16 protein-coding genes and 2 riboswitches are annotated in these 22,129 nt (G+C 56.9%); all 16 genes read right to left on the minus strand.

The genetic code is table 11. From position 1 onward, the window contains the following. Positions 1-40: 40 nt before the first annotated feature. The 16 genes from FMM72_RS09695 to FMM72_RS09770 all read right to left on the minus strand — a co-directional run bounded on the left by FMM72_RS09695 (position 41) and on the right by FMM72_RS09770 (position 22,102). Complete coding sequence (locus FMM72_RS09695; protein WP_160210350.1) at positions 41-412, minus strand: hypothetical protein; 372 nt, start codon at positions 410-412, stop codon at positions 41-43. 62 nt (positions 413-474) lie between these two features. Beyond that, complete coding sequence (gene metK / locus FMM72_RS09700; RefSeq protein WP_160210351.1) at positions 475-1,659, minus strand: methionine adenosyltransferase; 1,185 nt, start codon at positions 1,657-1,659, stop codon at positions 475-477. Between the two features lie 48 nt (positions 1,660-1,707). Continuing rightward, positions 1,708-3,483, minus strand: a complete 1,776-nt coding sequence (locus FMM72_RS09705) for an N-acetylmuramoyl-L-alanine amidase (protein WP_162221296.1) — start codon at positions 3,481-3,483, stop codon at positions 1,708-1,710. Positions 3,484-3,624: 141 nt separating this feature from the next. Further along, positions 3,625-3,718: riboswitch (SAM riboswitch) on the minus strand. Between the two features lie 63 nt (positions 3,719-3,781). Continuing rightward, entirely contained in the window at positions 3,782-4,339 is a 558-nt protein-coding gene (locus FMM72_RS09710; RefSeq protein ID WP_160210353.1) for an ECF transporter S component, read from the minus strand. A 101-nt stretch (positions 4,340-4,440) separates the two neighbouring features. Continuing rightward, a riboswitch (FMN riboswitch) is annotated at positions 4,441-4,561 on the minus strand. 118 nt (positions 4,562-4,679) lie between these two features. Further along, positions 4,680-5,882, minus strand: coding sequence for an elongation factor Tu (gene tuf / locus FMM72_RS09715; protein WP_162221297.1), 1,203 nt, complete (start codon positions 5,880-5,882; stop codon positions 4,680-4,682). 120 nt (positions 5,883-6,002) lie between these two features. Next, positions 6,003-8,087 carry an elongation factor G gene (gene fusA, locus FMM72_RS09720; protein ID WP_160210355.1) on the minus strand — a complete coding sequence of 695 codons (2,085 nt, stop codon included), beginning with the start codon at positions 8,085-8,087 and terminating at the stop codon, positions 6,003-6,005. A 113-nt stretch (positions 8,088-8,200) separates the two neighbouring features. Beyond that, on the minus strand, positions 8,201-8,671 hold the full coding sequence (gene rpsG / locus FMM72_RS09725) for a 30S ribosomal protein S7 (RefSeq protein ID WP_024729918.1): 471 nt from the start codon (positions 8,669-8,671) through the stop codon (positions 8,201-8,203). A gap of 126 nt (positions 8,672-8,797) precedes the next feature. Beyond that, a complete protein-coding gene (rpsL, locus tag FMM72_RS09730; RefSeq protein ID WP_006873007.1) occupies positions 8,798-9,223 on the minus strand; it encodes a 30S ribosomal protein S12 in 426 nt (141 codons plus the stop codon). 185 nt (positions 9,224-9,408) lie between these two features. Then, complete coding sequence (gene rpoC / locus FMM72_RS09735) at positions 9,409-12,996, minus strand: DNA-directed RNA polymerase subunit beta' (protein ID WP_243151695.1); 3,588 nt, start codon at positions 12,994-12,996, stop codon at positions 9,409-9,411. 53 nt (positions 12,997-13,049) lie between these two features. Then, on the minus strand, positions 13,050-16,805 hold the full coding sequence (rpoB, locus tag FMM72_RS09740) for a DNA-directed RNA polymerase subunit beta (RefSeq protein WP_162221298.1): 3,756 nt from the start codon (positions 16,803-16,805) through the stop codon (positions 13,050-13,052). Positions 16,806-17,181: 376 nt separating this feature from the next. Next, a complete protein-coding gene (locus FMM72_RS09745) occupies positions 17,182-17,790 on the minus strand; it encodes a lysine exporter LysO family protein (protein ID WP_160210358.1) in 609 nt (202 codons plus the stop codon). Beyond that, on the minus strand, positions 17,787-18,098 hold the full coding sequence (locus FMM72_RS09750) for a hypothetical protein (protein ID WP_162221299.1): 312 nt from the start codon (positions 18,096-18,098) through the stop codon (positions 17,787-17,789). Before FMM72_RS09750 ends, FMM72_RS09745 begins: the two co-directional genes overlap by 4 nt. A gap of 108 nt (positions 18,099-18,206) precedes the next feature. Further along, positions 18,207-19,613 carry an aminopeptidase gene (locus FMM72_RS09755; RefSeq protein ID WP_160210874.1) on the minus strand — a complete coding sequence of 469 codons (1,407 nt, stop codon included), beginning with the start codon at positions 19,611-19,613 and terminating at the stop codon, positions 18,207-18,209. A gap of 35 nt (positions 19,614-19,648) precedes the next feature. Further along, the gene (locus FMM72_RS09760) at positions 19,649-20,107 is read right to left on the minus strand and encodes a lytic transglycosylase domain-containing protein (RefSeq protein ID WP_160210873.1); all 459 of its coding nucleotides are present in this window, start codon (positions 20,105-20,107) and stop codon (positions 19,649-19,651) included. Positions 20,108-20,245: 138 nt separating this feature from the next. After that, on the minus strand, positions 20,246-20,944 hold the full coding sequence (gene coaE / locus FMM72_RS09765) for a dephospho-CoA kinase (protein WP_162221300.1): 699 nt from the start codon (positions 20,942-20,944) through the stop codon (positions 20,246-20,248). A 129-nt stretch (positions 20,945-21,073) separates the two neighbouring features. Beyond that, entirely contained in the window at positions 21,074-22,102 is a 1,029-nt protein-coding gene (locus tag FMM72_RS09770) for an L-threonylcarbamoyladenylate synthase (protein ID WP_162221301.1), read from the minus strand. Positions 22,103-22,129 lie beyond the last annotated feature (27 nt).

Here is a 22,129-nt window from a genome sequence, read left to right on the forward strand (position 1 = left end):
TCGCGGCGCAGCCGACTAAAGTTTTTTGCCAAGCTTTTTTTCAAAAAGGCCGGAAAGTTTTTTGCCGAAGCTTTTTTTCGAAAAAGCAGGAGCGCAGGCGGGCGTCAAGCTCGGATGGGGAGCGGACAAAGGCCGCACCGGCGCTTTTGGCCAGCGCCGCGCAGTCCCGCACACCTGCTTCATCAAGCCCAACATCATAAAGAATAAACGATTCACGGCTTGGATTCGACTCCCACTGCAAACAGGCGTAAAACAGCGACATCTGATCGCCTGCATGCTCGCCGCCGACCGGCACAATTTTGTAAACACGATTGCCTTTACAGCTTAGACGTACCGCAATCCAGGCCGCCGTATGTACAAACCCGATACAAGCCAGCGCCACAAATAGGAACCAACAAACTGTGTCGATCATAAAAAATCACCTCGAAACCATCGTATGTTCCGAGGTGATTTTGTGTTCATCAAAATTGACGGTTATTCCTTAACAGCCGCTAAAATCGCATCAATTTTATCTGTTTTTTCCCAGTTTACGCCAAGCTCCTCGCGGCCCATATGGCCGTAGGCTGCGAGCTGCCGGTAAATCGGCCGGCGCAAGTCCAGAGAACGGATAATGACCGCGGGACGCAGGTCAAATACCTTGTTGACCGCCTCGGCAAGCTTTTCATCGCTGACTGCGCCGGTACCAAACGTATTGACGTTGACCGAAACCGGACGCGCTACGCCGATTGCATAGGCGAGCTGCACTTCGCAGCGGCGCGCGAGCTTCGCGGCGACAATATTTTTAGCAACCCACCGCGCCGCATAAGCAGCCGAACGGTCTACCTTCGTGGGATCCTTTCCCGAAAATGCGCCGCCGCCGTGGCGCCCGAACCCGCCATATGTATCGACGATGATCTTGCGTCCAGTCAGCCCGGAATCCCCCTGCGGGCCGCCAATGACGAAACGTCCCGTCGGATTGACATAAATCTTTGTATCAGTATCCATCAGCCCCGCGGGAATCGTGGGCTTGATCACATGCTCGATCACATCGGCGCGGATTTGCTCCAATGAAACCTCCGGCGCATGCTGATTTGAAATAACAACCGCATTGATGCGCACCGGCTTATCGTCAACATATTCAACCGTAACCTGCGTTTTTCCATCGGGACGCAGATAAGCAAGCGTACCGTCGCGGCGCACCTGAGAAAGGCGTTTGGCCAGTTTGTGCGCCAAAGAAACAGGCATCGGCATCAGCTCCGGCGTCTCATCCGCCGCATAACCAAACATCATCCCCTGATCGCCCGCGCCGGTCGTATCGGCTTCATCAGACGTGCCCTCGCGCTGTTCGAGCGCCTGATCGACTCCCTGCGCGATATCGCCGGACTGCTCGTCAATGCTTGTGAGCACGGCGCAGGTTTGGGAATCAAATCCATATTTTGCGCGGTCATATCCAATCTCCTTGATAACGCTGCGCGCAAGCGCCGGGATATCAACGTAACAGGATGTTGATATCTCGCCCATAATCATCACCATGCCTGTGGTAACGGCCGTTTCACACGCCACACGCGCGCCTGGATCCTTGGCGATGATCGCGTCAAGCACCGCATCTGAAATCTGATCGCAGATTTTATCGGGATGCCCTTCGGTCACGGACTCCGATGTAAACAAATACTTTGTCATTTATAATGCTCTCCTTTCTATCGTGACGGCCCTCCCTGGCCTGGTCAATCAACTTAACAGCGCCAATACCCCGTCGCCAATGGCGTTGGCTGTGCGATAAATTCCCTGCCGGGAAGTCATGCTGTCATATTCGGCCGGATTTGTCACAAATCCCATTTCCACCAGCACCGACGGCGCAAAGGTATTGAGCGTCACACGAAAATTTGACTGTTTCGGTCCGCGGTTGGTTCGCGACGTATATCCGGACAGATTGGCGGACAGCGTTGTTGCAAGTGCTTTTGCGATGCTCTCATAGTAATAAACCTCTGTGCCGCCGATCTTGTTCATATCCTGGGAGTAGTTCAGGCTGTTGCAGTGCAGGGAAATAAACAAATCCGCCTCATAGGCGCGCGTCAGATCCATACGATCATTCATGGATACGTCGCTGTCATCCGTGCGGCACATGACTACATGCGCACCCAGGGACTCCAGGCGTTTTTGCACTGCAATCGCTGAAGCTAGCGTGATATCCTTTTCCATCGCGCCGTCCGTGCCCGGAATTCCAATTGCCCCCGGATCGGTTCCGCCATGGCCGGCATCCACCGCGATTGTAACGCCCGCCAAAGGCTGGCCGCCTCCGGAGAGACGCGGCGCATATTTCGCATAGATCAAAGTATTTCCATTTTCATAACTGATGTCATAACCCCACAGCCGGCGCTGACCGCTGAGCATAAACTGCAAAACAGTACTGCCGTCCTCCTCCGACACCTTAACCGAACTGAATAAGCCGCTGTCAGTATATGGCTTGATGGATTTGATTCCTGTCGTATTGTAAAGACGCACAAACAGCTTTTCCTCATCCATATAAGCGCGGAACATCGGATTAGCCGTCCCACTCAGCGTATATGTCTCGCCCTTTTCTGAGACATCAATCGTGACATCGGACACCTTGTTTTTTAAAGAAACGCTGCCAGTGAGCGGGCGCACCGACGAACGCGGAATCCATCCGCCGGTTGAAAGCCTGTAAAGGTTTCCTTTTATTTCCGCGACCAAATCGGCGCCGCCGCCGCGCGGCGATTCAATAAAGGCGCTCAAATTCTCATCCAGATAGAGACTCGCGGCCGTATTCTTGACCTGGACCACAAGACGGCCGTCGCCGTTGATAAACACGCTGCCCTCGGAGGTGGCAGACGCCGTTTTGCCATTGTACTGCATTGTATAAGTGACAGGCCCAAGTTCCTCCGTCCCATTGGCGGAGGGTGCGGTTAACCGCGCGGAAAACGTGGCGGGAACACCCTCTCGGGCTGTAGCCACCGCCTGATTGAGCGTAACCGTACGGCCGCCAAGTCTGGCTGTCACCGATGCGCCGGATGGCGCGACACACGATAAAGTAATCTGGTCGCCCGAATAGGCCGCGCAGTCGTAGTCAGGCGCTGGCGAACGGACGTCGCCGATCGTTGCAACCGCGTCAACGCCCTTTGTAATTTCAACAGCAGCCGAAGCGCCGCCCTGACGGAACACAAATGTATTCACACCCTCGTCAATCGAAACAAGCACACCAAAGCTGCCGCCAGCACCGCGAACTGCAACGGATTCGCCGTTCATTGTCAACGGCTGATCCGGGTCGGAGTTGCCTGTAATAAAATAACTGGAAGCCGATGTCGTCAGATCGTCCGCAGGCCGTGTGATCTTCAATTGTCCTCCAGTCTGTAAATTGACGTGACCTGTAATATAATCAAAATCGTTATAACTATCCGCCGCCCACGCCGCCGGCGCAAGACCAAGGCAAATACAGGCTGCCATGGAACAGCTAAGAAGCTTTTTGCCAAATGAATGATACCGCATAGAAAACCTCCTTCAAAACCTTCATTGTAGCGCATCCGCCAACGGTCGGACATACGCTATTTACGCAGTGCAAATAAATCGACAGATTCCTGCGTTCGGCGACAAAAAAACGCCCGGTTGACCGCCGGGCGTTTTTATACATCCTCATCTCTCGGTCATACCGCTGGATTTGGCACCTTGCAATGCAGGTTGCCGGGCTTCACAGGGCCAGTCCCTCCGCCGCTCTTTATAAGGTAGAAGCATATTCATTTTTAAATCCTGACCCTATTCTACACGATACGCACGGCTTTGTCAAGCGTCACACCGTCTGAATCTCAATCCGGACAAGGCGCGCCACAGGTTTATAAACCAAGTAGGTGATAACGGCGTTGATGCCTGCCTTGACAAGATTGAAGGGTACAATTACCGGAAGCAGCATCGGGATCACAGCGTCAATAGGGGTCCCCATAAAGATCGGCGTGAAAATCAAGTTACAGCCGACCATGACAGCCGTCATCGCAAGCACGCCCATAATCAAAGCCACGGCCGCACCGCCGCGTGTGTGACGGCGGCGATAGATCGTTCCTGCCAACAGCGCAAAGGTGCCGGTCGCCAAAAAATGCATCACAATACCGATCCACCCTGAACCTGCGCTGACGGTCGTCCCCTGAATAATCGCTACAACCGCAGTCAAACCAAGCCCCGCTGCCGGACCAAACAGGAACGTTCCGATGAAAATCGGGATATCGGCGGGATCATATTCCATCCATGGCGCCGCCGGCAACAACGGGAAATGGACAAACGCTACCAGCACAATCGAGATCGCGGTAAGCATAGCCATCGTGGTGAGTTTACGTGTCGTTTCGGTTACTTTCATATGTGACCCTCCAAGATTATGTTGGAGTCTGTCGGGGAAAATGAAAACACCCCTGCGCGCAGCGCAAGGGCGTGGGCATATCGACGGAAATCCGCGGATACATGCCGTTTCTTTCATCCGGACTATTACCGTTGGTATGGGAATTGCACCCATTCAGCCGGCTTACGCCGGGTCGCGGACTTTACCGCCAGTGAGGACTTGCACCTCGCCCTGAAACAGACTATTTTCGTCATTTATTATAGCACGATCCCTATCATTGTCAAGTGTGTTTGATAAAAAATCAATGATGAACGCACAAAAAATGCGCCCCATGCACATGGGGCGCATTTTATTAAAAAACTTATTCGTTGATCTTGGTGACAACGCCCGAACCAACAGTGCGGCCGCCTTCACGAATCGCGAAACGCAGACCTTCCTCGATCGCGATCTCTGTGATCAGTTCAACGTCCATCTCGACGTTGTCGCCCGGCATGCACATCTCGGTGCCTTCCGGCAGCGTGATGACGCCTGTGACATCGGTCGTGCGGAAATAGAACTGCGGACGATAATTGTTGAAGAACGGGGTGTGACGGCCGCCTTCTTCCTTCTTCAGGATATAAACCTGGCCACGGAACTTGGTGTGCGGATGAATGGAGCCGGGCTTGCACAAAACCTGACCGCGCTCGATCTCGGTGCGCTGAATACCACGGAGCAGAGCGCCGATATTGTCGCCCGCCTCAGCGTAATCGAGGATCTTGCGGAACATCTCGATACCGGTAACAACTGTCTTTTTACGCTCCTCGGTCAGACCGATGATCTCAACCTCGTCGCTGGTGCGCAGCTGGCCACGCTCGACACGGCCGGTCGCAACAGTACCGCGTCCGGTGATCGTGAAGACGTCCTCAACCGGCATCAGGAACGGCAGGTCGGATTTGCGCTCCGGAGTCGGGATATAGTTGTCGACAGCATCCATCAGCTCTTTAATGCAATCGTAAGCCGGATCGTCCGGATTGTTGGGGGCCTCGAGCGCCTTGAGTGCGGAACCCTTGATGATCGGAATATCATCGCCCGGGAATTCATACTTGGAGAGCGTCTCGCGGATTTCCATCTCGACAAGCTCGATCATCTCCTCGTCGCCGTCCATCTGATCGACCTTGTTCATGAAAACAACGATCGCAGGAACGCCAACCTGACGGGCCAACAGGATGTGCTCCTTGGTCTGCGCCATCGGGCCGTCGGTACCGGCGATAACCAGGATCGCGCCGTCCATCTGAGCAGCGCCGGTGATCATGTTCTTGATATAGTCGGCATGTCCGGGGCAGTCAACGTGCGCATAGTGGCGCTTGTCAGTCTCATACTCAACGTGCGCGGTGTTGATCGTGATGCCGCGCTCGCGCTCCTCCGGAGCCTTATCGATCATGTCATAAGCCTCGAACTGGGCCTGGCCCTTCAGAGACAGATACTTGGTGATCGCAGCGGTCAGCGTGGTCTTGCCGTGGTCGACGTGTCCGATCGTACCAATGTTTACGTGGGGCTTGGTTCTTTCAAAATGTGCCTTTGCCATCGAAAATGTTCCTCCCTTTAATAAAAACTCTTTGTTTCAGGAAAATAGCTTGCTGGCGCTGAAACGACACGCCTTGTCTATGATTTGTATTCTACCAATTCACAGGAAAAAAAGCAAGCATTATTCGGCTTTTTTGCCGCGTGTGCTCATAATTCCCTCAGCAATCGACTTGGGCACCTCGATATAGTGGCTCGGCTCCATGACATAGCTGCCGCGGCCCTGCGTCTTAGAACGCAGGTCGTTGGAGTAGCCAAACATCTCGGAAAGCGGTACGAACGCCTTGATCTCCTGAGCGCCGAAAACAGCTTCCATGCCCTGGATCTGGCCGCGGCGGCTGTTCAGGTCGCCGATGACGTCGCCCATGTAATCCTCGGGCGTATTGACCGTAACGCGCATGATCGGTTCGAGAATAACCGGATCGGCCTTTGCCATCGCCATCTTGAACGCCATGGACGCGGCGATCTTAAACGCCATTTCAGACGAGTCGACCTCGTGATAGGAGCCATCGTACAAAGTAACCTTGACATCGACAACCGGATAACCGGCCAGAACACCGGCCTGCATCGCGCCCTGAATACCTTGGTCGATCGGACCGATATACTCCTTGGGAATTGCGCCGCCGACGATTGCGTTGACAAACTCATAGCCCTTGCCGCTCTCGTTCGGCTCAATCTTGATCTTGACATGACCGTACTGGCCTTTACCGCCGGACTGACGGGCATACTTGTGATCGACATCAGCCATCTTGCGGATCGTCTCTTTATAGGCGACCTGCGGCTTACCAACATTTGCCTCCACCTTAAACTCGCGCAGCAGGCGGTCGACAATGATCTCCAGATGAAGCTCTCCCATACCGGCAATGATCGTCTGGCCCGTTTCCGCGTCGGTATAGGTGCGGAAGGTCGGATCCTCCTCGGCCAGCTTGCTCAGGCCGATCGCCATCTTCTCCTGGCCGGCTTTCGTCTTGGGCTCAATCGCCAAATCGATAACCGGCTCGGGGAATTCCATGGACTCAAGGATAATCGGATGTTTGGGATCACAGAGCGTATCGCCCGTCGTCGTGTTTTTAAGGCCGACAGCCGCCGCGATATCGCCGCAATAGCATGTTTCAAGATCCTTACGATGGTTGGCGTGCATCTGGAGGATGCGGCCCATACGCTCGGAATTCTGCTTGCTGGAATTGTAAACGGATGTTCCCGCATCGACCATACCGGAATAGACGCGGAAGAAACAGAGCTTGCCCACATACGGGTCAGTCGCGATTTTGAACGCCAGGGCCGCGAACGGCTCCTTATCGCCCGGCTTGCGCTCCTCCTCTTCCTCTGTCTCAGGATTGGTTCCCTTGATGTTCGGAACATCAGTCGGCGCAGGCATGAAATCAACGATCGCGTCGAGCAGCTTCTGCACACCTTTATTCTTGTAGGACGTACCGCAGCAGACCGGAACGATCGTGTTGGCAATCGTGGCCTTGCGGATAGCCGCCTTGATCTCATCGGTAGAGATTTCCTCGCCCGCGAGATACTTCTCCATCAGGGCCTCATCCTGATCGGCCAGGCTCTCCAGCAGCTCCTCGCGGTACTGCTGCGCCTTTTCGAGCATATCCTCCGGGATTTCCTCAACGCGCATGTCCTTTCCGAGGTCGTCATAATAGACGTCGGCTTTCATCTCGATGAGGTCGATGATACCCTTGAAGAATGTTTCAGCGCCGATTGGCAGCTGAATCGGAACCGCGTTACATTTCAGACGCTTGCGCATCATATCAATAACGTGGTAGAAATCCGCGCCCATGATATCCATCTTATTGACGTATCCCATGCGCGGGACATTATATTTGTTGGCCTGGCGCCAAACAGTTTCGGACTGCGGTTCGACGCCGCCCTTGGCGCAGAAAACCGTAACCGAGCCATCGAGCACCTTCAGCGAACGCTCAACCTCAACTGTGAAGTCAACGTGTCCGGGTGTGTCGATGATGTTGATTCGGTGGCCCTTCCAGTAGGCTGTGGTGGCAGCGGACGTGATCGTAATGCCGCGCTCCTGCTCCTGCGCCATCCAGTCCATTGTCGCCGTGCCTTCATGTGTCTCACCGATCTTGTGGTTGATTCCCGTATAATACAGGATACGCTCGGTGGTCGTCGTCTTGCCGGCGTCAATGTGGGCCATTATGCCGATATTGCGTGTCATTTCCAGAGATACATCTCTAGGCATAGTGTCCTCCCTTATTTCTTGCGCTCCGACGCCGGTTCAGCAGCCGCTGACGCCGCCGGTAAAAATCAAGGTCCATAGGTTACGCCGCCGTCAGGCGGCGCGCAGGCGGAAAATTACCACCTGTAATGCGCAAACGCCCTGTTGGCTTCCGCCATCTTGTGGGTATCTTCGCGCTTTTTGACGGCGCCGCCGGTCTGGTTGAGAGAATCCATGATCTCGCCGGCAAGGCGCTCTCTCATGGTCTTTTCACCGCGGTTGCGCGCGTATGTTGTCAGCCAGCGCAGACCAAGCGTCTGCCGCCGCTCCGGGCGTACCTCCATCGGGACCTGATAGGTCGCGCCGCCGACGCGGCGGGCCTTGACCTCGAGGACAGGCATGATGTTCTCCATGGACTGCTGGAACGCTTCAAGCGGGTCCTTACCCGTCTTTTCCTTGACGATATCGAATGCGCCGTATACGATTTTCTGCGCGACGCCCTTTTTGCCGTCATACATGATGTTGTTGATCAGCCGGGTGACGAGCTTCGAATTGTACAGCGGGTCCGGCAAAACGTCGCGTTTTGCAATTTGACCTCTTCTTGGCACTTCGCTTCCCTCCTTCACAATTATAATGAAATCATTGGTACTCGAAAGTGACAAAACTCCCGTTCGCGCCAATCATCGGCCCATCTATATGGTAGCCAATCACTGGCAGAATAATCAGCAGTTTTATTACTTCTTGGCACCAGCCTTCGGACGCTTCGCACCGTATTTGGAGCGGGCCTGCATCCTCTTGGCGACGCCCTGCGCGTCAAGTGTGCCGCGGATGATGTGATAACGCACGCCAGGCAGGTCCTTGACACGGCCGCCGCGGATCAGGACAACGCTGTGTTCCTGAAGATTGTGGCCGATGCCCGGAATATAGGATGTGACCTCGAAACCATTCGACAGCCTGACCCTGGCCACCTTACGAAGCGCGGAGTTCGGCTTTTTCGGCGTGGACGTACGGATCGCCGTGCACACGCCCCTTTTCTGCGGCGAAGTCTGATCGATGGCAACCCTCTTTTTGGCGTTCCATCCTTTCAGCAGCGCGGGAGCCGTGGATTTCTTGGCAGTCACTTCCCTGCCCTTACGAACGAGCTGATTAAAGGTTGGCATATTGCACCTCCTTACAAAAAAATGTGAACTTTATTTCACGGGGCAAAGCGGCTGCTTTGCCCCGGTGAAACCCTGTCTGTGGGCCAATCCCACAGTATTTGATTATAGCTCTTTCGACCACTCTTTGTCAATACATACAGTCAGATTTTACATATTTCGTACGTTTGCACAACAAAACCGTCTCATTAGGCCGGCTGCATATCGTCGGCGCCGCTGATGCTGCTGATAAACTCATAGCCGCCGTGATCGGACAGGCCGCCTGCGTTCACAAGTTCGAGCGCATCGTAGGAAACCGTGCCTGTACCAGCCGGGACAAGCTTACCGATGATGACGTTTTCCTTTAGCCCCTGGAGCTTGTCGACCTTGCCCTTGATCGCGGCCTCGGTCAGCACGCGCGTCGTCTCCTGGAAGGAAGCGGCCGACATGAAGCTCTCCGTCGCGAGCGACGCCTTTGTGATACCAAGCAGAACCGGCAGCCCTGTGGCGGGACGGCGCGCGCCGCCGTCCTCGGCATTTTTACGTTCAATCTCCGCATTGACGCGCAGAAGCTCGCTCTTATCGACATTCGCGCCGGTGATCAACCCGGTGTCTCCGCCGTCGTCAATCTTGACCTTGCGCATCATCTGACGGACAATGACCTCGATGTGTTTATCATTGATGTCAACGCCCTGTGTCCGGTACGTTCTCTGCACTTCTTTGATCAGGTAGTCCTGAACGGCCAGATGGCCGGAAACCATGAGGATCTCATTCGGCTCGACCGCGCCTTCGGTAATCATGTCGCCCTTGCGCACAACGTCGCCTTCGGAGACGCGCAGCGTCGATCCGTAAACGACCTGGCGTTCGAACCGCTCGCCGTCGTCGGCCGTGACGACGACAAAGTCGCCGCCCTTCTGATCCTTTTCAAATGAAACGATTCCGTCGAGATGCGAAATGACCGCGCTGTTTTTCGGCTTGCGCGCCTCAAACAGCTCCTCAACACGCGGAAGGCCCTGCGTGATATCAGCGGCGGACGCGATACCGCCTGTGTGGAATGTGCGCATTGTCAGCTGCGTGCCCGGCTCGCCGATCGACTGCGCCGCAATGATGCCGACTGCTTCACCGACGCCCACAGGCTGCCCGTTGGCGAGGTTCGCGCCGTAACATTTGGCGCAGACGCCGATTTTCGATTCACAGTTGAGCGGCGTGCGGATCTTCAGCTCTGTGAAGCCCGCCGCCTTGATGCGCTGCGCGTCAGCCTCGGTCATCATTTGATCGCGGCCGACGATCAGCTCGCCCGTATTTGGATCGATCACGTCGTCGGCCGCATAACGGCCGACCATGCGCTCGACAAAATCTTCAATAACACGGCCGCTGTCGACGATGTCGCAGACGACGATACCCTCATGCGTGCCGCAGTCATGCTCGCGTACAATCACGTCCTGCGAGACATCGACCAGGCGGCGGGTCAGATAGCCGGAGTCCGCTGTGCGCAGCGCTGTGTCGGCCAGACCCTTGCGCGCGCCTCGCGAGGAATTGAAATATTCCAGGATATTCAGGCCCTCGCGATAGTTCGCCTTGATCGGGATTTCAATCGCGCGACCGGATGTGTTTGCAATCAGGCCGCGCATACCGGCAAGCTGACGGATCTGGTCCATCGAACCGCGGGCGCCGGAATCGGCCATCATATAGATCGGATTGCGCTCGTCAAGCGTCTTTTGCAGCGCGTCCTTGACCTTGGCCGTACAGTCGTTCCATGTTGAGACGACACGCTCGTACCGCACATCCTCGGAGATAAAGCCGCGGTCATACTGGCGCTTGATCGCGTCGACCTGCTTATCGGCCGCCGCGATAAACTCCGCTTTCTCAGGCGGGATGACTGCATCGTAAACGGCGACGGTGACCGCGCCGCGCGTAGAATATTTAAAGCCCTGCGCCTTGATGCGGTCGAGCACCTCAGCCGTTTTGGCGGTCCCGTACGTGCGGATGCAGCGGTCGATGATCTTTCCAAGCTCCTTTTTACGCACCAGGAACCCGATTTCAAGATCGAACACATGCTCCGGATCGTTGCGGTCCACATAGCCCAAATCCTGCGGGATGGGATCGTTGAAGATGATGCGTCCGACCGTTGTGTCGATGATATGCGAGACGCGCTCGTCGCCGACCTGGCGTGTGACGCGCACCTTGATCGGCGCATGGAGCCCGACCGCGCCCGCCTGATACGCCATAGTGGCCTCGCTGAAGTCGCGGAACACCTTGCCGGCGCCCGGCTCCTCCTCGCGCAGCATCGTCAGATAATACGAGCCGAGGACCATGTCCTGTGTTGGGACAGCGACAGGCTTTCCGTCGGACGGCTTGAGCAGGTTGTTCGCGGCGAGCATCAAAAAGCGCGCTTCGGACTGCGCCTCCGCGGAAAGCGGAACGTGCACAGCCATCTGATCGCCGTCAAAGTCGGCATTGTATGCGGTGCAGACGAGCGGATGAAGCTTGAGCGCGCGGCCCTCAACGAGGACCGGCTCAAACGCCTGAATGCCGAGCCTGTGCAGCGTCGGCGCGCGGTTGAGCAACACGGGATGGTCCTTGATGACGACCTCGAGCGCGTCCCATACGTCCTTGACGCTCGCGCGCTCAACCATTTTTCGCGCATTTTTGATGTTGGTGGCAACCTTGAGGTCAACCAAGCGCTTCATGACGAACGGCTTAAACAGCTCGAGCGCCATCTCCTTGGGCAGGCCGCACTGATACATCTTCAGCTCCGGGCCGACGACAATAACGGAACGGCCCGAGTAGTCGACGCGCTTACCGAGCAGGTTTTGACGGAAGCGTCCCTGCTTGCCCTTGAGCATGTCGGACAGCGACTTGAGCGGGCGATTGCTCGGCCCCGTGACCGGACGGCCGCGGCGGCCGTTGTCGATCAGCGCGTCGACCGCCTCCTGGAGCATGCGCTTTTCGTTACGCACGATGATGTCAGGCGCACCCAGCTCCAAAAGCTTTTTCAGACGGTTGTTGCGGTTGATGACGCGGCGGTACAGATCGTTGAGGTCGCTCGTTGCAAAGCGCCCGCCGTCAAGCTGGACCATCGGGCGGATATCCGGCGGAATGACCGGCACAACATCCAAAATCATCCACTCGGGCCGGTTGTGGCTCTGGCGGAACGCCTCGACCACCTCAAGGCGCTTGAGCAGCTTGACGCGCTTCTGACCGGCGGCTGTTTCGAGGTCCGTTTTCAGCTCCTCCGAAAGCTTGTCGAGATCAAGCTCGGCCAGCAGCTCCTTGACGGCCTCCGCGCCCATACCGGCGCGGAAATCATCCTCATACGCCTCCTTGAGGTCGCGGTATTCCTTTTCGGAAAGCAGCGTGTATTTTTTTAGATTCGTAACGCCTGGATCGATGACAATATACGACGCAAAATAGAGCACCTTCTCCAGCAGGCGCGGCGACATATTGAGCAGCAACCCCATACGGCTGCTCGTCCCCTTAAAATACCAGATATGCGAAACCGGCGCGGCCAGCTCGATGTGGCCCATGCGCTCGCGGCGCACCTTGGAGCGCGTGACCTCGACGCCGCAGCGTTCGCAGACCTTGCCCTTGTAGCGGATGCGCTTGTAACGGCCGCAATAGCATTCCCAGTCCTTTGTTGGTCCAAAGATCTTTTCGCAGAACAGCCCTTCGCGCTCGGGCTTGAGGGTGCGGTAGTTGATGGTTTCCGGCTTCTTGACCTCGCCCCACGACCATTCGCGGACGAGTTCCGGCGACGCCAGTCCGATTTTTATCGATTCAAAAACATTAAATTCCAAAAGCGAACCCCTCTCTTCTTTTGCAGGCGGCAATATCGGTCGTTCTGCTTGTCTCAGAAGCTGTCGTCATTCGCGATTCCGCCCAGGCCCAGCTCCTCAATCGGGTCGAAGCTTTCCTCGATGTCATTATCCGTCAGGTCAACGTCGAGCAGATCGATATCTGCGTCGGCGTCGGCGTCCGGATCGGGATGTTCGATATCAAATCCGTCCTCGAATTCGGACGCAACCTCGACGCCGTCCATCAGCGAATCGTCAACCGGGGTCAGCCCCATGTTATCGTCATCGTCAAAGGTCTGCTTGAGATCGATCTCATTGTTGTCCTTGTCAAGCACGCGCATGTCAAGCCCAAGCGACTGAAGCTCCTTGATCAGAACCTTGAACGATTCAGGAATACCCGGCTGCGGCACATTCTTGCCCTTGACGATCGATTCGAACGTCTTGACGCGTCCGACAACGTCGTCCGACTTGACCGTCAGAATCTCCTGAAGCGTGTAGGCCGCGCCATACGCTTCGAGCGCCCAAACCTCCATCTCGCCGAAACGCTGGCCGCCGAACTGCGCCTTACCGCCGAGCGGCTGCTGCGTAACAAGCGAATACGGGCCTGTGGAACGCGCATGGATCTTATCGTCGACCAGGTGGTGCAGCTTGAGATAATACATATAACCAACTGTAACCGGATTGTCAAACAGCTCGCCGGTACGGCCGTCGTGCAGCCAGGTCTTGCCGTCGCGCGAGAGCCCCGCCTGCTCCAGGCAGTCGGCGATGTCCGTCTCATCCGCGCCGTCAAAGACCGGCGTCATGACCTTCCAGCCAAGCTCCGCCGCTGCGCGCCCGAGGTGGACCTCAAGCACCTGTCCGATGTTCATACGCGACGGAACGCCCAAGGGGTTGAGCACGATATCGAGCGGCCGCCCGTCGGGCAAATACGGCATATCCTCCTGCGGCAGCACGCGCGAGACAACGCCCTTGTTGCCATGGCGTCCGGCCATCTTGTCGCCGACGCTGATCTTGCGCTTCTGTGCAATGTAGCAACGCACGACCATATTGACGCCCGGCGAAAGCTCGTCGCAGTTTTCACGCGTAAAGACCTTTACGTCGACAATGATTCCATATTCGCCGTGCGGCACGCGCAGCGAGGTATCGCGCACCTCGCGCGCCTTCTCGCCGAAGATGGCGCGCAGCAGGCGCTCCTCGGCGTTCAGCTCCGTCTCGCCCTTTGGCGTGACCTTTCCCACGAGGATGTCTCCGGCGCGCACCTCCGCGCCGACGCGGATGATGCCGCGCTCGTCAAGCTCGCGCAGCGCGTCGTCGCCGACATTGGGGATGTCGCGTGTGATTTCCTCCGGTCCAAGCTTTGTGTCGCGCGATTCAATTTCGTATTCCTCAATATGGATCGAGGTGTAAATATCATCTTTCACAAGGCGCTCGTTGATCAGGACGGCGTCCTCGTAATTGTAGCCCTCCCAGGTCATGAAGCCGACGAGCATATTACGCCCAAGGCTGATCTCGCCGCCCGCCGTCGACGGGCCGTCAGCAATCACCTGCCCGATAGAAATTTCCTCGCCCTTTTTGACAATCGGGCGCTGGTTGATGCAGGTTCCCTGATTGGAACGCATAAACTTGATCAGGTGGTACGGGTGGCTTTCGCCGCGGCTGTCGCGGATCACAATCTCGTTGGCCGAGACCGACTCCACGACGCCCACATGCTTCGATACAACCGCTACGCCGGAGTCGACCGCGGATTTATACTCCATGCCGGTCGCCACAATCGGCGCTTCCGGCACAAGCAGCGGCACCGCCTGGCGCTGCATGTTCGCACCCATCAAAGCGCGGTTGGCGTCGTCGTTCTCCAAAAACGGGATCATCGCCGTCGCGACGGATACCACCATCTTCGGCGAAACGTCCATATAGTCGACCTTTTCGCGCTCACAGACCATGACCGCGTCGCGGTAGCGAACGCTGACCTTTTCATTGGCGAATTTGCCGTCCTCGGTCAGCGGCTCGTTGGCCTGCGCCACGATATACATATCCTCAATATCGGCCGTCATATACTCAACTTCGTCAAGGACGACGCCCGTCATCTTGTCGACGCGGCGGTACGGAGCCTCGACAAAACCGTATTCATTGATCTTCGCAAACGTCGCCAGATATGAGATCAGGCCGATGTTCGGACCTTCCGGCGTCTCAATCGGGCACATACGGCCGTAGTGGCTGTAATGCACGTCGCGGACCTCGAAGCCCGCGCGGTCGCGCGAAAGGCCGCCCGGTCCGAGCGCCGAAAGGCGGCGCTTATGCGTCAGCTCGGCCAGCGGGTTTGTCTGGTCCATGAACTGCGACAGCGGAGAGGAACCAAAAAACTCCTTGATCGAAGCGACGACCGGACGGATATTGATGAGCGCCTGCGGCGTCACAACGTCCATATCCTGCGCCTGCGTCGCCATACGCTCGCGGATCACGCGCTCCATGCGCGAAAAACCGATGCGGAACTGATTTTGGAGCAGCTCGCCGACGGACCGAATACGGCGGTTGCCCAAATGGTCGATGTCGTCGACGGTACCGACGCTATGGCCAAGGCCGCACAGGTAATTGATTGATGAAAAGATGTCGTCCTTGATGATATGCTTGGGGATCAGTTCGTCACGACGGGCCGCAATCGCCTCGCGCAGCGCGTCCTCGCCCTCGCAGGCGTCGAGAATTTCGCGCAGGACGGCGAAACGGACCTTTTCATTGATGCCGAGCGGGGTGCAGTCAAAGCCGACAAAATCCTTGATATCGACCATGCCGTTGGAAAGCACACGCAGCTCGCGGTCGTCCCCAATCCTGATATAAACCGTGTCGACGCCGGCCTTGCCAATCCGTTCGGCCAATTCGCGCGTCAAAACGGTGTCGGCGTCGGCGAGCAGTTCGCCCGTCAGCGGATCGGCGACGGGACGCGACGTAGTGCGCCCGAGGATACGCGGCGTGATGGCCAGCTTCTTATTGTATTTGTAGCGTCCGACCTTGGACAGGTCGTAACGGCGCGGATCGAAAAACAGGGAATCAATGTGGCTCTGCGCGGAATCGACCGTCGGCGGCTCGCCGGGGCGCAGCTTGCGGTAGACCTCGAGCAGCGCCTCCTCGGTATTGGCCGTGCCGTCCTTTTCCAGCGTGGCCATGATCCGCTCGTCGGCGCCAAAGAAATCGATGATCGATTCGCTGGAGCTAAAACCGAGTGCGCGCACAAAGGTTGTCACCGGCAGCTTGCGGTTTTTATCAATGCGGACATAAAACACATCGTTTGAATCCGTCTCGTATTCCAGCCATGCGCCGCGGTTGGGGATGACCGTCGCGGCGTAAATCTCCTTACCGCTCTTGTCGTGGGACGATCCATAATAAACGCCGGGGGAGCGCACAAGCTGCGAAACGATAACGCGCTCTGCACCGTTGATGATAAAGGTGCCGCTGTCCGTCATCAATGGGAAATCCCCCATGAAAATGTCCTGCTCTTTTACCTCGCCCGTCTCCTTGTTGAGCAGACTGGCACGCACACGCAACGGAGCGGCATAGGTCGCATCGCGTTCCTTACATTCCTCAATGGTGTATTTCGGCTTGTCGTCAAGGTGATAGTCGATAAAGTCGAGCACCAGGTTGTCCTGATAATCGGTAATCGGCGATACATCCTTGAACACCTCTTTAAGCCCTTCGTCAAGGAACCACTGGTAAGAATTTTTCTGCACCTCAATGAGGTTGGGCATTTGCAGAACCTCATCGATGTGGGAAAAACTCATACGCGTTGTCTTTCCCTGCGTTACCGGCTTCACGTTCACCATAGGCTTCGCTCACTCCATTCGTCTGTTTTTCGCGAATCATTTTACTTTCCTGCGCGCATCCAAACGCGCCTGAACCGTCCGCGGCGGGCATCTATTCCATAATGCTATGCAATATAGACAGGATTTCCCACTATTTACCCATCTATTTTGCAAATCACTATTGCCAAATTTGTCGATCTGTGTTATTATAATTGTGCATTCTTGCGCACCTATCTATTTTGATACAGTATATTAGTTTACCACACTTTGTCAAACCTGTCAAGAAAAATCTGTGGACAAATTGTAACAAAATCCCGCGCTTTCGGCGCGGGATTTTTCCATATTTATCCATGTTTCGCCGCCATTGCGGCAGCGCTGGCCGGGCGTGCATACAAAATTATACGCCCTCAAGAATCCGGTACAGCAGCGGCATCAGAACTGGGGCCAGGCCCGTCAGTACCACGCCGGATATAACGGCCATCAGAGCGGTCTCCTCATCAGTGGCGCGCGCAATCGCGGGCAGCGTCGTGTCCATGGCGGTCGCTCCTCCCACCGCAACCGCTGTATATCGCCCGAAACGGCGCGCCGCCAAGGGAATAACCAGAAACGCCAGCACCTCGTGCAGCATATGCGTCAAAAATGCGATTGTCCCAAGCTGCGCGCCGCCAAGCTCCCGCATAATCACCGCTGAGATGCTGTAAAAACCGAATCCGGATCCGATGGCCGCGCTCTCATTGACCGGCATCCCAAACAGTAGCCCGACCAGGACCGCGCCCGCAATGGAGGCGGCGGCCACCCCGAACGGAATCACAAGGATGCGCACATTGTATTCCCGGATTTTTCGGAATACAGTCTTGTTTGTTCCGACCTCGATACCGACCGAAAATATCAGGACAGCCAGCGCATATGACATCACCGTGTCCATGACGGCGATCACTTCAGGCGGAAATATAAAAAAGCCGCACAGCAGCCCGAGCGCAAGGCTTCCAAGCGCCGCTATAATCATTTTTCACCGCCTGCCTTTCCCGCATCCTTTGGGAACACGAGCCGCGACAGTATGTACACCAGCAGCACCGAACAAGACATCGTTACCACTGCAAACACAGCCGCCCGCAAGCCCGCCGCACGTAAATCCGCCAGAAACGTTGGACCGCCGGCCATCGACGCGCCCATCGAAAACAGCGTCAGCGAAATGCCTGCCGTCTGCAAAAGGCTGTTTGCTTTCAGCCACTTGAGCGGGAAAATCGTCACGCCGATCACAATCCCGATCAGGAAAAAAACGATCAATGAAAACGGTCCGAGAAAATCAAACAAGCAAATCCTTCCTTTTTGAAACAGATCAAACAAACGGCCGCGCCGGCACAGCCGGCGCGGCCTGCGCTTTTGCGCGGCGTTTTGCAAAACGCCGCGCTCTTTCAAAGCTTACTGCGCTTCGATATACGCTTTGAACGCGCGGTACGTCTGGTAAACGTCCGCCTTGGAGACAACCTCAAACGGCGCATGCATCGAGAGCACCGGCACGCCCACGTCGACAACGTCCACATCAAGCGCCGCGACGTATTTCGCAACCGTTCCGCCGCCGCCTAAATCGACCTTGCCCAGCTCGCCGGTCTGCCAGACGACGCCTGCGCCGTCCAGCACGCGGCGCACCTCGGCCATAAACTCGGCGGACGCCTGGCTTGTGCCATACTTGCCGCCGGAACCGGTGTACTGCGTTACAACAACGCCGTAGTTGATATACGAGCAGTTGCGCTTTTCAAGCGTGTCGCCGAATGTGGGATCAAATGCGGCGTTCACGTCGGCCGACAGACAGGTCGATTTGGAAAGCACCTCGCGGCCTGAAAGGCCCTGCTGCGCGGCCAGGCTCTTAATAAAGAATTTCAGATAGCTGGAGTGGAGCCCCGTATTGCCGTCGGAGCCTGTCTCCTCCTTGTCGGCAAAGACTGTGACCGTCGTATAAGCGGGGGCCTTGACCTCCATGGCGGCCATCAGCGACGTGTAAGCGCAGACGCGGTCATCGTGGCCGTAAGCGCCGACCATCGCGCGGTCAAAGCCAATATCGCGCGCTTTAAACTGCGGCACGACGCACAGCTCGGCCGACAGGAAATCAGCCTCGACGATGCCGTATTTCTCGTTGAGCAGGCGGATGATATTGAGCTTGACCTTTTCGCTCGCCTTGTCGTCCTTAAACGGGCGGCACCCGACCAGCACATTCAGCTCCTCACCCTTCAGCCCGTCCTTGAGCGGCCGTTTCATCTGTTCCGCGGCCAGGTGCGGCAAAAGATCCGTCACAGTAAACACAGGGTCGCCGTCGTCCTCACCAATGGCGCAGGTGATCGTCTCGCCGTCCTTCTTGACGATGACGCCGTGCAGCGCCAACGGGATAGCGCCCCACTGGTACTTTTTGATGCCGCCGTAATAGTGCGTCTTGAAAAAGGCGATCTGTGCCTCCTCATACAGCGGGTTCGGCTTGAGATCCAGGCGCGGCGAATCAATGTGGCTTGCCATGATGCGCACTCCGTCGGTCAGAGGCCGTGTGCCGAACGTCGTCAAGATCAGCGCCTTGCCGCGGTTGTTGTAATAAACGCGGTCGCCCGGCCGGTAGCTGGCCTTCGGATCAAAGGGCGCATAACCTGCCGCGCGCGCTTTATTTACAATCCAGGATACCGCTTCACGTTCCATTTTACACGCGTCAAGAAACGCCTTATATGGTTCGCAGAAATCCTGCGCGGCCTGCTCGGACGCGTCATCGGCCGTCATGCCGATATTCTTTCTGTTGAGCAGCAGCTTTTCCTGTAAAAGCTCACCCGCTGATTTTTCTTTTTCCATCGATCGAATCCTCCCTATCTGTCCGCGGCCATCCGCTACAAATCGTACAGCCTACGGTAAATTTCCATGGTCTTTTTAACCTTCGCCACATAAGCGCGCGTATCGTCGAACGGGATTGTCGTGACCGTCTCGCCGTCCGGCGCATACGCCGGGTCGGAGAGCCACCGCTTCACGCTGCCCCAACCCGCATGGTAAGCGCAAAGCGCGTTGTCAACCGAACCGAATTCATCCAACAGAATACGCAGCATTGTCGTGCCGTATTCGATGTTCGTATCCGGGTCAAAACACGCCTCTCCCTGCGGCGCCTCGCCGCCGCCCTTGCGCATCTGAATCCAGTCAAACGCGTCAGGCATGAGCTGCATCAACCCCTGCGCGCCGACATGTGATTTCGCGCGCGGATCAAAACCGCTTTCAGTGCGCACAACAGCATAAACCAGCGCCGGGTCCAAGTTCTTTTCAGCGCACGCACGGTCAATCAAAACATCATATTTCATCGGATACGCGCGATGATAATACGCCGCAAATCCAAAGCGTGCCGCGGCGATCGCCCCCACGGCAACCAGCGCGAGCAGCGCCAGCTCAAAAGCGAGCCGGAGCGCACATTTCTGTTTTCTGATAGCCGATTCCTCCGATCATTCGTCGCCGTCGGTCAGTTCCTCAAAATCGCCCGCGCCCTGCTCAGGATCGGCCGGCAACCGTAACCCCAGGGGTTCACCCCCTGCATGCTGCTCAAGCTTTTCCAGCAGATCCATAAATTCGAAGCGAAGCGCATCTTCGTCCTCGTTATTCTCAATCACATAATCGGCGCGTTTGGTATAAAACGCGTCCTGGTTCTGCGCATTGATACGGCGCATGGCCGCCTCCTGCGTCATATGGTCGCGCGCGATGATGCGCTGCGCACGCATTTCCACGTCAGCGATCACGGCCACCACGCAGTCGCAGCGTTTATCAAGCCCCGATTCATACAGCGTCGGCGCGTCCAGCAGGAGCATCCGCTCACCGCGCGCGCGCGCCTGCTCTATTTTATGCGTAATCGCTTCAATGATGTAAGGGTACGTCACTTCATTGAGGCGGCGCAGTTTTTTGCGGTCAGAAAAACAAATCTCCGCCAGCTTCTCACGGTTGAGCGTTGCGTCTGGATGAATGACCTCCGTCGAAAACGCCAGCACCAGATCCATCAGGCAGCTTTTGGAATGCTCCATTGTATCGCGCGCGACAACGTCGGCGTTGATCACCGCCACACCGCGTTCGGCAAACATACCGCTGAGCGTCGATTTGCCCGCGCCCGTCTGGCCCGTCAGGCCGATAATCATGGTCTTTGTGCCGTCCACCGGCTTTTGCACCTCCTTTTTTCTCGGAATCAATATTCAAACGATTCTCCCATCAAACAAGCCTTGCTGTGGGATGCGCCAAAATGATACGGCGATTGTTGCCAAAGGCGCGGCTTTGACAAGGCCCGTTTACAGCCGAAGCTCCTCAAAGCCCGCCGCCCGCAGCAGCCGGTTATAAACCGCCTGTCCAACGCCATCCGCATCGTCCACACGCGCATAAACGAGCGGCAGCCCTGCGCGGTCGACCTGCCGCAGCGCGTCGAACAGGCCGTGCGCCTGTGAATCGGCGTCGTTCTGCGCGCCGTAGACGATGCACGGACACGACAGCGCCTGTTCATCGCCCGTCAGGCAGAGCGCGCCGAACCGCCCTTTGCGCGACGCCAAAAAGTCCGCGAACGGCCCGCGCGCCGCATGCACCAGTACAACGCGCGCCTTCGGCGCGTAATGCTTGTACTTCATCCCGGGCGACGCGGCGCGCGCGCCGTCCGGCAGCCGCTCAAAGACGCCAGGGCCCAGCTTGATATCCGCGAGAACCTGCCGCAACATCTCCAGCGTGACCGCGCCCGGCCGCAAAATCTGCGGCGGCTGTTCGCAGAGCGTGAGCACCGTCGACTCCAGCCCCACCTCGCACGGCCCGCCGTCCACAATCGCATCGACGCGGCCGTTCAGGTCGTCGATACAGTGGCGCGCGCACGTCGGGCTTGGCGAGCCGGACAGATTCGCCGAAGGCGCGGCCAGCGGCACGCCGGCGCGCCGGATCAGCGCGCGCGCCGCCGGATGCGCTGGCATACGCACAGCAACCGTATCAAGGCCACCCGTCGTCGCGGACGGCACAAGGCTGGATTTTTCCAGGATCACCGTCATGGGACCTGGCCAAAACCGGTCCGCCAGCCTGTACAACGCGTCGGGAACGGTCTTAACAAGCGGCGGCAGATCGTCAAACGACGCGATGTGTACAATAAGCGGATTGTCGCATGGCCGCCCCTTCGCTGTGTAAATCGCGGCGGCCGCGGCCGGATCGAGCGCGTTGGCCGCCAGCCCGTATACGGTTTCCGTCGGGATTACGACGAGCTTGCCCGCGCGCAGCAGCGCGGCGGCGGCGTCCAGCGCGGCCTCGTCGCGCTGTGTCCCCTCTATTTTAAACTGTTTTGTCTGCAAAATCCCATCTCCAATAGAACTTTGGGC

Origin of the sequence: Anaerotruncus colihominis, from assembly GCF_010206195.1 — a bacterium.
Taxonomy (GTDB): Bacteria; Bacillota; Clostridia; order Oscillospirales; family Ruminococcaceae; genus Anaerotruncus; species Anaerotruncus colihominis_A.

Excerpts from the sequence above, each read along its gene's own strand:
- FMM72_RS09695 (WP_160210350.1), bottom strand. The coding sequence starts at position 412 with ATGATCGACACAGTTTGTTGGTTCCTATTTGTGGCGCTGGCTTGTATC.
- metK (WP_160210351.1), bottom strand. The coding sequence starts at position 1,659 with ATGACAAAGTATTTGTTTACATCGGAGTCCGTGACCGAAGGGCATCCC.
- FMM72_RS09705 (WP_162221296.1), bottom strand. The coding sequence starts at position 3,483 with ATGCGGTATCATTCATTTGGCAAAAAGCTTCTTAGCTGTTCCATGGCA.
- FMM72_RS09710 (WP_160210353.1), bottom strand. The coding sequence starts at position 4,339 with ATGAAAGTAACCGAAACGACACGTAAACTCACCACGATGGCTATGCTT.
- tuf (WP_162221297.1), bottom strand. The coding sequence starts at position 5,882 with ATGGCAAAGGCACATTTTGAAAGAACCAAGCCCCACGTAAACATTGGT.
- fusA (WP_160210355.1), bottom strand. The coding sequence starts at position 8,087 with ATGCCTAGAGATGTATCTCTGGAAATGACACGCAATATCGGCATAATG.
- rpsL (WP_006873007.1), bottom strand. The coding sequence starts at position 9,223 with ATGCCAACCTTTAATCAGCTCGTTCGTAAGGGCAGGGAAGTGACTGCC.
- rpoB (WP_162221298.1), bottom strand. The coding sequence starts at position 16,805 with ATGGTGAACGTGAAGCCGGTAACGCAGGGAAAGACAACGCGTATGAGT.
- FMM72_RS09745 (WP_160210358.1), bottom strand. The coding sequence starts at position 17,790 with ATGATTATAGCGGCGCTTGGAAGCCTTGCGCTCGGGCTGCTGTGCGGC.
- FMM72_RS09755 (WP_160210874.1), bottom strand. The coding sequence starts at position 19,613 with ATGGAAAAAGAAAAATCAGCGGGTGAGCTTTTACAGGAAAAGCTGCTG.
- FMM72_RS09760 (WP_160210873.1), bottom strand. The coding sequence starts at position 20,107 with ATGAAATATGATGTTTTGATTGACCGTGCGTGCGCTGAAAAGAACTTG.